At 65.1% G+C, this 12,006-nt stretch carries 9 protein-coding genes; all 9 read right to left on the bottom strand.

The window, feature by feature from the left end; genetic code table 11:
* Positions 1-13: 13 nt before the first annotated feature.
* Positions 14-916: an outer membrane protein assembly factor BamD gene (locus ABIB73_RS10945; protein ID WP_354223833.1), complete on the bottom strand. Its 903-nt coding sequence runs from the start codon at positions 914-916 to the stop codon at positions 14-16.
* A gap of 246 nt (positions 917-1,162) precedes the next feature.
* Positions 1,163-2,125, bottom strand: a complete 963-nt coding sequence (lpxC, locus tag ABIB73_RS10940; RefSeq protein WP_354223832.1) for a UDP-3-O-acyl-N-acetylglucosamine deacetylase — start codon at positions 2,123-2,125, stop codon at positions 1,163-1,165.
* Positions 2,126-2,486: 361 nt separating this feature from the next.
* The gene (gene ftsZ / locus ABIB73_RS10935) at positions 2,487-4,271 is read right to left on the bottom strand and encodes a cell division protein FtsZ (RefSeq protein WP_354223830.1); all 1,785 of its coding nucleotides are present in this window, start codon (positions 4,269-4,271) and stop codon (positions 2,487-2,489) included.
* Between the two features lie 87 nt (positions 4,272-4,358).
* A complete protein-coding gene (gene ftsA / locus ABIB73_RS10930) occupies positions 4,359-5,681 on the bottom strand; it encodes a cell division protein FtsA (protein WP_354223828.1) in 1,323 nt (440 codons plus the stop codon).
* Complete coding sequence (locus tag ABIB73_RS10925) at positions 5,678-6,700, bottom strand: cell division protein FtsQ/DivIB (RefSeq protein ID WP_354223827.1); 1,023 nt, start codon at positions 6,698-6,700, stop codon at positions 5,678-5,680. Before ABIB73_RS10925 ends, ftsA begins: the two co-directional genes overlap by 4 nt.
* A 348-nt stretch (positions 6,701-7,048) precedes the next feature.
* Complete coding sequence (locus ABIB73_RS10920) at positions 7,049-8,035, bottom strand: D-alanine--D-alanine ligase family protein (RefSeq protein WP_354223825.1); 987 nt, start codon at positions 8,033-8,035, stop codon at positions 7,049-7,051.
* Between the two features lie 22 nt (positions 8,036-8,057).
* Positions 8,058-8,978: a UDP-N-acetylmuramate dehydrogenase gene (murB, locus tag ABIB73_RS10915; RefSeq protein WP_354223823.1), complete on the bottom strand. Its 921-nt coding sequence runs from the start codon at positions 8,976-8,978 to the stop codon at positions 8,058-8,060.
* Positions 8,979-9,219: 241 nt separating this feature from the next.
* Entirely contained in the window at positions 9,220-10,623 is a 1,404-nt protein-coding gene (gene murC / locus ABIB73_RS10910; RefSeq protein ID WP_354223821.1) for a UDP-N-acetylmuramate--L-alanine ligase, read from the bottom strand.
* A gap of 122 nt (positions 10,624-10,745) precedes the next feature.
* Positions 10,746-11,846: an undecaprenyldiphospho-muramoylpentapeptide beta-N-acetylglucosaminyltransferase gene (gene murG / locus ABIB73_RS10905; RefSeq protein WP_354223819.1), complete on the bottom strand. Its 1,101-nt coding sequence runs from the start codon at positions 11,844-11,846 to the stop codon at positions 10,746-10,748.
* Between the last annotated feature and the right edge of the window lie 160 nt (positions 11,847-12,006).

Genomic DNA, 12,006 nt, shown 5'->3' with positions numbered 1-12,006 from the left:
GGAACCAAATTTCCTAACCGAGACCCATCTTCTTGAAGGTCCGGCTGATCCAGGACCCCTGATTCTCGCTCGGTTCGAGACCACCGGATTTTACAAGATTATAGGCGTCCTTGTACCAGCGGCTGTCAGGAAAATTATGCCCAAGCACGGCCGCCGCCGTCTGCGCCTCGCCGACGATGCCGATCGCCATATAGGCCTCGGTGAGCCGGAACAGCGCTTCCTCGACGTGGCGGGTGGTCTGGTACTGCGTGACCACGGCCTTGTAGCGGTTGATCGCCGCCGTGTAGTCGCGCTTCTGCATGTAATAGCGGCCGACGTTCATTTCCTTGCCGGCGAGCTGGTCGCGCGCACCCTCGATCTTGGCCTTGGCAGAGGTGGCATATTCGGACGTCGGATATTTGCGCACCACCTCTTCCAGCGAGGCAATGGCCTTCTCGGTGCGGCCCTGGTCGCGGCTGATGTCCGGGATCTGGTCGTAATGCGAGGCGGCGATCAGGTATTGCGCATAGGCCGCGTCCGGGCTGCCCGGATGCAGCGTGACGTAACGGGTGGCGGCGCCGATGCAGCCGTCATAGTCACCGCCCTGGTAGGACGCATAGGCCGACATCAGCAGCGATTTGCGGGCCCAGTCGGAATAAGGATGCTGGCGGTCGACTTCTTCGAACTTCTTGTTCGCCGCCTTCATGTCCTTCTTCTCGTTCATGAGGTACAAGCCCTCATTGTAGATCTTGTCGGCAGGCTCCTCGACGAAGGTGTCGTCCTTGGCAGTGAACTTGTCCCAGAGCGCACCGGTGCCGCAGCCACCAAGCGGCAGCGCGAACAAGAACAGGGTGGCAGCCTGGAGCAGCCCACGGGCGCTGATCGAAGCCCTTGGCGAAGCCGAAAGATATCCGCGCATCATACGCTGTGCCGACATGAATTTAAGACCTGACGCCTTGTGATGCGGTGCCCGCCAGCCCACGAACCCCGTCATGGGCGCGAAATGTAACCGTGGTGCCTGCCATGCGACCACGCCGGTGTATCCGAAAAACGATCGTTAACCAACCGGATAGGCAGGCATTCCGCCCGGATTAAGGCGGACGTGCCGCAATCCTAGTGGATCATGGTTACCAGGAGTTTCCCGGAGAAAACGCCGACCGGTCGCCTACGGCAACAAGTCTTTTCAGGACACGTCCGGTCCGTAGGCCGCGGCAATCCGGCCGCCGACGAGGCCGCGACCGGTTTCGACGACGGCACGCGTGGTGCGGCGAGCCGCCTCGCCCTCGATCACCCGCCAGGCGGTACGGTCGGCGAGCAGCGCGGACAGGACAGTGTGGTTGAGCTTGTGGCCGCCACGCACCGAGCGGTAGGCGCCGAGCAGCGGCAGGCCGGCCAGCGCGAGGTCGCCGATCACATCCAGCACCTTGTGGCGGGCGCATTCGTCGGCGTAGCGCAGGCCCTCGGGATTGAGCAGCCGTTCCTCGTCGAACACGACGGTATTCTCGAAGGAGGCGCCGCGCGCGTAGCCCGCGCCCCAGAGCCGCGCCTGATCGCACATCAGACCGAAGGTGCGGGCACGAGCGATCTCACGGCGAAAGCGCTCCGGGACGAGTTCAAATGCGAAGTTCTGCCGGCCGATCACAGGATTGGTGAAGTCGATCTCGACCTGCGCGCGGAAGCCGTTGGCATAGGGCCGCAACTCACCGAACGAATCGCCGATTGCGGCTGAGATCGGTTTCAGGACCTGGATGAAGCGGCGCTGCGCCGACTGGGTGACGATTCCGGCCTGGTCGATTGCCGCGACAAAAGCCGCCGCGCTGCCATCCATGATCGGCACTTCCGGACCGTCGATCTCAATGGTGGCGTTGTCCACGCCCATGCCCCGCAGCGCAGCAAGCACATGCTCGGCGGTGGAGACGAGCGGCCCCTCGCTGTCGCCCAGCACGGTCGCCAGGTCCGTCGCGACCACTTGCTCGGCAGTCGCCTGAATTTCGCGGTCACTTCCCTCAAGGCCGGTGCGGACAAAAATAAGACCTGCATCGACCGGTGCAGGTCCAAGCGTGAGGGTGACGGGAAGACCGGAATGAACGCCAACGCCTGCCACGGTGGCTTGCGCTCGAAGCGTTGTTTGCCGGCTAAATTTCATCAGGAACCCGCCCCACTACGACCCATCGCGACTTATACAAAACCCGACTACCCGGCCAAGGCCGCCCGTCCGAATCCGTATCCCCAAGTCACGCCAAACCATAGTCACTGCCCCAAACAGCGCCAACTCACGCTTTTTTACCGATTGTTACCCCAAACCTGCCGTATTCGCGCCAAGGCTTAACCAAATTGCACCGGGTTTTTCGGCCGTTATCGGCAACTTTACTGAACCACCGAATAAGTAATTAATGATTTAAAATCAGCTGCTTGAGCGCGCAATCCGGGCATGCACGGGACAAAATAATAGGTCCCGGCAAGCTTCCCGCCGGGACCTTTTTGCGTCTGCCTTAGTGTAACAATCCTCAGGTCGCCTGCCGCCGCAGGAAGGCCGGGATATCAAGATGGTCGTCTCCCTGTGGCGCCGGCGCAACAGGTGCAGGGCGGCCATGGGCATCCAGACCCTGCGGCGCGGGCCGGCGGGCATATTCCGAGACCGGCTCGCTGGCTGCGATCTGCTGCGCCACCGTCCGCTGCGGCTTGCGCTCGGGCAGCGCCGGCATCGCCGGGCCGGCCGTCCGAGCCGCGATCGGCGCCTCGGTCTCCTCGTCGCGACGGCCGAGACCGACATTGGCGAGGCGCTGGAGCAGCGACAGCCGGGTCTTTTGCGGGGTCTCGTCCTCGACCTCGCCACGGGCCTGACGAATCTCGGCCTGGGCCGGCATCGGCAGTTCCTCGAGACGCGGCATCCGCGGCGCACGTACCGGCGCACGCTCGGCCTGCGGCGGGATGAAGGTCTCCGGCGTCATCTGCTCATGCATGGCCATCGGCGCCTGCTCGGGCTCCGGGAACAGCGTGGGCTTCTGCGCGATCGGGCGCACGGTGACGTCGCCATAGGTCTGCATCGGCGCGGGCGCCTGCGGGACTTCCGAGACCGCGGCGGCGATGGCCGCGAGCGCTGCGCGCTCGATATTGGGACGCGGCGCGCCGGGTGCGGCGGCCGGGACATGCGCCTCCAGCTTCTGGGCACGTTCGGCCATGCGCTGGTTGTCGGCGCGGAGCCGTGCGGTCAGGTCGGCGAGACGGCTCTCGGCTGCGGCGGCCGGAGCAGCGGGAGCCTGCTGGGCCTGCGGTGCCGCATTCGCAACCGGAGCGCTGGTGGCCTGGCTGTTGCGGGCGATCGCGGCCTGCTCGATGCCGGTGGCAACGACCGAGACGCGGATCAGGCCGTCGAGCGCTTCGTCGAAGGTCGCGCCGACGATGATGTTGGCGTCCTGGTCGACTTCCTCGCGGATACGCGTCGCGGCTTCGTCGACCTCGAACAGGGTGAGGTCCTTGCCGCCAGTGATCGAGATCAGCAGGCCCTTGGCGCCCTTCATCGAGCTATCGTCGATCAGCGGGTTGGCGATCGCGGCCTCCGCGGCGGTCAGCGCGCGCTTGTCGCCGGAGGCTTCGCCCGTGCCCATCATCGCCTTGCCCATCTCACGCATGACGGCGCGGACGTCGGCGAAGTCGAGGTTGATCAGGCCTTCCTTGACCATCAGGTCGGTGATGCAGGCGACGCCCGAATAGAGCACCTGGTCGGCCATCGCGAAGGCGTCGGCGAAGGTGGTCTTCTCGTTGGCGACCCGGAACAGGTTCTGGTTCGGGATGATCAGGAGCGTATCGACGACCTTGTGCAGTTCGTTGATGCCGGCTTCCGCGGTGCGCATGCGGCGGCCGCCCTCGAAGTGGAAGGGCTTGGTGACGACGCCGACGGTGAGGATGCCCATGTCGCGCGCGGTCTTGGCGATCACGGGCGCAGCGCCGGTGCCGGTACCGCCGCCCATGCCGGCGGTGACGAACACCATGTTGGCGCCGGAGAGATGGTCGCGAAGCTCGTCGATGACCTCTTCAGCGGCGGCTGCGCCGACGTTCGGCTGCGAGCCCGCGCCCAACCCTTGCGTGACCGCCGTGCCCATCTGCACGATCCGCTGCGCCTTCGACATCGTCAGCGCCTGCGCATCGGTGTTGGCGACCACGAAGTCGACGCCCTGGAGGCCGGCCGTGATCATGTTGTTGACGGCATTGCCGCCGGCTCCGCCGACGCCGAACACGGTGATCCGCGGCTTCAATTCGTGAATATCAGGAGCATTGATACTAATGGTCATGTTTGCCTCTCGATCACGCGCGCGTGGGTTCGCCCCGGCCGGCGGCCGCGGGAGTTGGTGAAAGTCGGGAATTGCGGAAAAGAATCATCAGAAGCCCTCGCGTAGCCATCGTCCGACCTTTCCGAAATAACCGCCGGTCCCTGTCTTGACCTGCTGCCGCGTATGCCGCGGTTCGACATGTTCTTGGTGAACATATTGCGGGTAGACCAGGAGCCCTGCGGGCACCGCGAACGCGGCGTTCTTCGCCTCGTTGGGCAGCCGGCCAAAACCTAGCGGACGTCCGACCCGCACCGGCCGGCCGAGAATCTGCGTTCCGAGTTCAACGAGACCGGTGAGCTGCGAGGCGCCGCCCGAGAGCACGACACGGCCCTTGGGCTCTCCTGCGAAGGGCGAATCCTTCAGCTTGTCCCGGACCATTTCGAAGACTTCCTCGGCACGGTGCTTGACGATGTTGGCAATGGTGGCGCGCGAAACGATCTGCGGCAGATCCTGCTCGTCACCGGCCGTCGGTACAGACATCAGCTCACGCGAGTCCGATCCGCCGGTGAGGACCGTCCCGTATAACGTCTTGATTCGCTCGGCATCGGCAATGGTTGCGGAGAGTCCGCGGGCGAGATCCATCGTGATATGTTGCCCGCCGACCGCAAATCCGGCCGCGTGAACGAAGCGGCCGCCGGCATAGACCGCGATCGTGGTGGTGCCTGCGCCCATTTCGACCACGGCTGCGCCAAGATCCGCCTCGTCGTCGGTCAACACCGACAGGCCGGCCACATAGGGGCTCGCCGCCATGGCTTCGACGTTGATATGGCAGCGTTCCACCGCCAGCATCAGGTTCCGTGCCACCGTAGCGTCGCAGGTGACGACATTCATGTCGACGCCGAACTGGCGCGCGACCATCCCGCGGGGATCGCGGATGCCCTTGACGCCGTCGAGCGTGTAGCCGACCGGAAGCGCGTGCAGCACCGTGCGGCCCTCGCCGGTGGCGTGGCGCATGCCGGTGGAAGTGACGCGGCTGACGTCGGCCTGCGTCACCGCACCGCCGCGGATGTCGGCTGCGGCTTCGACCAGTTGGCCGGAGAGCCGGCCGCCGGAGACCGACAGCAGCACGGACTCGACCCGGACCTTGGCCATTTTCTCCGCGAGCCCGACGGCCTGGCGCACCGCCTGTTCGCATTCGGCGAGATCGACCACCGCACCGGCCTTCATGCCGCGCGACTGGATCTGGCTGTAACCGACCAGCTCCACGGCATGGGTCCGGCCGCCCAGCGCTTCGCTTGGCGAAGACGGCTTCAGCCGCGCGATCATGCAGGCGATCTTGCTGGTGCCAATGTCGAGGCAGGCGACGAGGCCGCCGCGCTTGTGCGGCATCTGGCGCGTCTTCGGCGTCTGGGTGCGATCGAGACCGGTCATGCGGAGTCCCCGGCCTTCTTTTTCTTCTTGTCCTTGAACTGGTCTTCGCGCGCCTTGGCGGCGTCGTCGGACAGCTGCACCACCAGGCGATCAGGCAAGCGCATGTCGACGGCGACGATGTCGCGGGAGAACAGCTTGTCGTCCTTGTCGAGCTTGGAGAGCGCGGCAAGTGCGTTGCCGACGTCCTGCTCGGGCAGGCGGATGTCGAGGCCGTCCTTCAGCCTCAGGTTCCAGCGCCGCTCGCCGACGAGGATCGCGGCCTTCGTCACCGAATTCACCTGCGGATAGCGTGCGAGCAAGGCGAGGAAGTCGCGGGCCTGCGTGTTGGCGCCCTTGCCGACCACGAGCGGCAGCGACAGGAACCCGCGCGAGACATAGGGTTCGAGCAGGGCGCCGTCGTCGGCGATGACGGAGAGCCGGCCGCCCTCCTGCCACAGAGCGAACGCCTGGCGCTCGGTGATCTCGATCATGAGCCGGCCCGGATAGAGCTTCAGCACGGTCGCATCCGAGATCCAGGGATTGGCCTTGAGCTTGTCGCGAACGCCGTCGGCATCGAGGAACAGCAGCGAGGAGCGGCCGCTGACGCCGCCGATCGCGAGAATCTCGTCCTGGCTGAGCTGCTTGCGGCCGTTGATGACCACGGAGGTGATGCGGAAGCCGGCGGAATTGGCCATCGCATTGCGGGCATCGCTGACGGCCGTGATGAAATCCTGGAGATGGCCGCCTTTGACGATGCCCAAGCCGCAGCTTCCGATCAGGAGCAGCACGGTCAGGCTGATCCCGACCCGGCGCGGCAGATAGCGCTCGACCAGCGCGATCACGCGCGGCGGCGGCTCGCGCTCGACAACGGCTTTGGCCTTGGTCCTGATCTTGTCCTTGGCGGCAGCGCGCTTTTCGTCACGCTTGTCCTGCACCCACTCGCGCAAAAGCACGACCGCTCCAATAGCGGCCGCCTTCAGGTCAGCTTGGGGCCTCAGCGATCTGAAAAACGACCGGGTGAGGCTTCCTGCACCATCCATTGCACGAGCTCGTCAACAGTTTGCCCGCGACATCGCGCGGGTCCTGGCGAACATGACGTCTCGGACGTGCCGGGCCGGGTAATGGTCTTCGGCAGAAGAAACCGCTCCCCTCAAAGCGTTCGCTGGTGGCGGAGACACCCGCAACAGCTCACGCGCCGGCAGCCAAAACGTCATATGCGCCGCCAGCGTTAACCTTCGGACTTCCTGGTAAACAAAAGGTAAACTTCGTTAACGCGGAATGCTTTTTGCTCAGCCGTGTGAGGCAGTTATGCCACGATATCCGGCATTTTACCGGTTTTGGCCGCCAAACCGGGCGTTTTCGCCCGTTTAGCCGTTAACCAATCCTAACTATTTCCGCACGCGTTGCTGGGCGAGCTCGATCAGGCCGCGCAGGAAGTCGACAAACGTGATGCCTTCGGCCTTCAGCGCCTTGGGGTAGAGCGAGGACTTGGTCAGCCCGGGCAGCGTGTTGGTCTCGAGATAAACCAGTCCCTTGTCCGAGACGATGAAGTCGGAGCGGGAATAGCCGGTGCAGGACATCGCCCGATGCGCCAGCATCGCCTGCTGCTTGAGCGCGCCGGTGACCTCCGCCGTGAAGCGGCCGGGGCAGATCTCCTGGGTCGTCGACAGAAGGTATTTTGCGGCGTAGTCGAAATTGCCCTCGCCCGGAATGATTTCGATCGGCGGCAGCGCGATGATCGAGCCATCCGGCCGCTCCAGCACGCCGCAAGTCGCCTCGACGCCGGCGATGTAGGGCTCGATGACATATTCTTCGTGCTTCGCCGCGTTGCGGACGGCGACGAGATCCTGCTTGGCGTTGACGAAGATCAGACCATAGCTCGAGCCATCGCGCGCCGGTTTTGCGATCAGCCGGCCATATTCGGCGAAGGCATCATCGATGTTTTCGAGCGCAACGCCCACCGGCGGCGTCACGCCGCCGAGCGCGGCAAACCGCTTGGCCGCGATCTTGTCGAAGGCGAGATGCGAGGAGGCCGAGCCCGACCCGGTGAAGGCCACGCCGCGGGCTTCGCACATCAGCTGCAATTCGCCGTTCTCGGCACGCCCGCCATGCAGGCTGAGCACCAGCACGCGGTCTTCCGCTCTGGCCTGGTCGAGCGCTTGCTCGAGCGGAACGCCGCGCGTGCCCGGCTTGAATTCGTCCTCGAACGGACGAGCATGTTCGAGCAGCTGCTTGGACTGGACGACATGCACCTTGTCCTCGACGTCCCACCACCAGAGATCGGCCTCGGGCAGCGCCTGATGCAGCGCTTGGGCTGACGCGACAGAAACCAGACGTTCGCGGTTGGAGCCGCCAAAGAGGATGGTGGTGCGCATGTTCTCTCGCCGCTCGTCCAGGTTAGCCGGGAAGTCCGATCCGCTTGATTTCCCAGTGTAGCTCAATTCCGGAATTTGCCTTTACCCGTTCGCGCACGGTTTCGCCCAGCGTCTCGATGTCGCGCGCGGTGGCCTCGCCCATGTTGATCAGGAAATTGCAGTGCATCTCCGAGACCTGCGCGCCGCCGATGCGCAGGCCGCGGCAGCCGGCGGCGTCGACCAGCTTCCAGGCGGAGTGACCGGGCGGATTCTTGAAGGTCGAGCCGCCGGTCTTTTCGCGAATCGGCTGCGCGGTCTCGCGATGGCTCTGCACCTCGGCCATGCGCGCGCGGATTGCATCAGTATCCCTGATCTCGCCGCGAAAGCGCGCGGACGTGAAGATGATGGAGGGATCGACACCGCTGTTGCGGTAGACGAATTTCATCTCGGCGTTGGAGAGGACGTGCTTCCTGCCGTCGCGCCCGACGCCGGTGGCCTCGATCAGCACATCCTTGGTCTCGCCGCCATTGGCGCCGGCATTCATGCGCAGCGCGCCGCCGATCGTGCCGGGAATACCGAAGTAGAATTCGAGCCCGCCGATATTGGCGCTTGCCGCAATCTCAGCCACGCGCTTGTCGAGCGCGGCAGCTCCCGCTGTGACGATGTCGCCGCTCGCATTCGCCTCACCAAAAGCGCGCGGCGCAAGCCGGATCACCACACCGGCAATGCCGCCGTCACGTACGATGAGGTTGGAGCCGACGCCGACGACATAGACGGGAATGTCGGCGGCAAGATGCGCGAGGAAGTAGGCGAGATCGTCCTCATCCGCCGGGGTGAACAAGACCTGCGCGGGTCCACCAACGCGAAACCAGGTGAGTTCGGCGAGCGACTGGTTGGCCAGCAGCCGGCCGCGGAGATCAGGCATCGCGGCTTTGAGAGCAAGCGTGATGTCGGGGAAGCTCATGCGATTCCCTCATGTGAGGGAGGCACGCCATCTCCGCTCCCTCCCTCTCTGCGGGGGAGGGTCAGGGAGGGGGGTAGCCCCAAGCGAGATCGGAGTTCGTGGCTACCCCCCTCCCATAGCCGAAGCCTCGCTTCGGCGTCTCTTGAGAGAACGGCCGCCGAAGGCGGCCTATGCCTCCCCCGCAAGGGCGGAGGGAGCGCAGTGTGCCGCTTGGCAAACAGCGAGATCAAAATCGCCATCGTCACCCCAACGCCTTCAATTCGCCGGGCAGTGCATAGGCCCATTGCGTGATGTTGCCGGCGCCCAGGCACACGACGAGATCGCCCGATGTCGCGAGACCCTTGACGATGCCCGCGAGCTCCGACGCCGCCGGCAGCGGGATCACTTCGCGATGCCCATGCGCGCGCAGGCCTGCGACGAAATGATCGCGGTCGATGCCTTCGATCGGCGTCTCGCCGGCAGCATAGACATCTGCGACGATCACCGCGTCCGCGTCGTTGAAGCAGGTGCAAAATTCCTCAAACAGCGATTGCAGGCGGGTGTAGCGATGCGGCTGTACCACGGCGACGATCTTACCGTTGGTGGATTCCCGCGCCGCCTTCAGCACGGCTGCGATCTCGACGGGATGGTGGCCGTAATCGTCGATCACGGTGACGCCGTTCCATTCGCCGGTCTTGGTGAAGCGACGCTTGACGCCGCCGAAGCCGGCGAGCGCCTTGCGGATCGCGTCGTCGGACACCCCGAGCTCGCGCGCCACCGCGATTGCCGCCGTTGCATTGGAAGCGTTGTGACGCCCAGGCATCGGCAGCATGAGATCTTCGATCTCGTGCACAGCGCCGGTCTTGCGGTTGCGGAACGCGACCTTGAACCTCGATCCGCCGCCCATCGGGGTCAGATCAAGCAGGCGCGCATCCGCCTGCGGATTCTCGCCGTAAGTGATGATGCGGCGATCCTCGATCTTGCCGACGAGGCTCTGCACCACGGGATGATCGATGCACATCACGGCAAAGCCGTAGAACGGCAGGTTCTCGACGAAATGGCGGAAGGCGTCCTGCACGGCGTCGAAGGTCTTGAAGTGATCGAGATGCTCAGGATCGACATTGGTGACGATCGCGACCTCGGTCGGCAACTTCAAAAACGTACCGTCGCTCTCGTCGGCCTCCACCACCATCCACTCGCCGGCCCCGAGCCGCGCATTGGAGCCGTAGGCGTTGATGATGCCGCCGTTGATCACGGTGGGATCAAGGTCGCCGGCATCGAGCAGCGTCGCGACCATCGTGGTCGTCGTGGTCTTGCCGTGCGTGCCGGCAATCGCGACGCAGCTCTTGAGCCGCATCAGCTCGGCCAGCATCTCGGCACGGCGCACCACGGGAATGCGCCGTTCGCGCGCCGCCATCAATTCCGGATTGTCGCGCTTGATTGCCGAGGACACCACGACGACGTCGGCGCCGTCGACATTCTCTGCCTTGTGGCCGATTGAAACCTTTGCGCCCGCCTTGCGCAGACGGTCGAGATTGTAATTGTCGGAAGCGTCCGAGCCCTGAACGGTATAACCGAGATTGACCAGCACCTCGGCAATGCCGCTCATGCCGATCCCGCCGATCCCGACGAAGTGGATGGGTCCGATCTCACGCGGCAGTCTCATGCTCTGTTCCCTGACCTCACGGCCTTGCGCAGGCGGCATCTGGCAAAGGTCACGGCCAAATCAGCCGCGCCGTTCTTACTGGATGCCCCGCTTTAGAAGACGAAGACAAGGGCTTTTTCGCGTCAGATTCCCGCGACTTTGACCACCAGATCGGCCAGACGTTCGGCTGCATCGAGCCGGCCGGCGCCGCGAGCGGCTTCGGCCATAGCGGCAAGGCGCGCGGGCTCGGCGGCGAAGGCGGAGATCTCGGCGGCCAGGCGATCGGAGGTGAATTCGGTCTGCGGGACGCGGATCGCGCCATCGACCTTGGCCAGCACGCCGGCATTGGCGAATTGGTCCTGGTCGATCGATCCCGGCAGCGGCACCAGGATCGAGGGACGGCCGATCGCGGCGAGTTCGGCGACCGTGCCGGCGCCGGAGCGCGACACCACCAGATGATTGGAGGCGAGCCGCGCCGGCAGGTCGGTAAAGAACGGCGCAAGCTCGGCATTGATCTTCAGCTTGTCGTAGACCGCGCGCACGCGCGCCATGTCCTCGTCGCGCACCTGCTGGGTGAGGATGAGCCGGCTCCACAGTGCGGGCTCGAGCCGCTCGATCGCGCCCGGCACGATATCGGCCATGATGCGCGCGCCCTGGCTACCGCCGACGACGAGCAGACGGAGCGGTCCGTTCACTTCAGGCGCGACATATTTCACCGCGGCTGCGGCGAGGATCGCCGGCCGCATTGGTGTGCCGACTGTGGTGGTCTTGCTGGCGAGCGCCGGATCGCGATCGAGCACACCGGGCAAGGACGTCGCAATCGCGCGGACACGGCCCGCGAGGAAGCGGTTGGCGCGGCCGAGCACCGCGTTGGCGTCGTGAATGATGCCGGGCACGCCGGCGAATTTCGCCGCGACCAGCGGCGGCAGCGTCGGATAGCCGCCGAAGCCGACGACGGCGACCGGCTTCAACCGCTTGATCAGGCCGTAGGCCGACAGCGTGCCGGTGGCGAGCGTGAGGCCGGCATAGGCGAGCTGCAACGGATTGCGGCCGCGCGCGGTCTCGCTTGCGACGACGTCGATCATGTCCTTGCTGAACAGCCCGCTGTAGCGCAGCGCGCGCTCGTCCGTGACGAGACGGACGCGAAAGCCGCGCCGGATCAATTCGACGCCGAGCGCCTCGGCCGGAAACAGATGGCCGCCGGTACCGCCCGCAGCGAGAAGAATCAAAGGAGACGTGTCCATGGCGGAGAGTTTTACAGGGACTTTTCCGTCATTGCGAGCCGGCTACACGGTGCGCGTGCCCCGGGCGCAGGGCAGCGCGCCGCACCTCGCGGCGTGGTGCGCTGCTGAACCGGGGCCCATTGATGCGGCATTCTGGGTCCCGGCTCTGCGCTCCGCTTCG

It is taken from the genome of Bradyrhizobium sp. F1.4.3 (assembly GCF_040548375.1).
Classification (GTDB): Bacteria; Pseudomonadota; Alphaproteobacteria; order Rhizobiales; family Xanthobacteraceae; genus Bradyrhizobium.
Note: the sequence above shows the minus strand (reverse complement) of the source record. Positions and strands in the feature narration are given on the sequence as shown.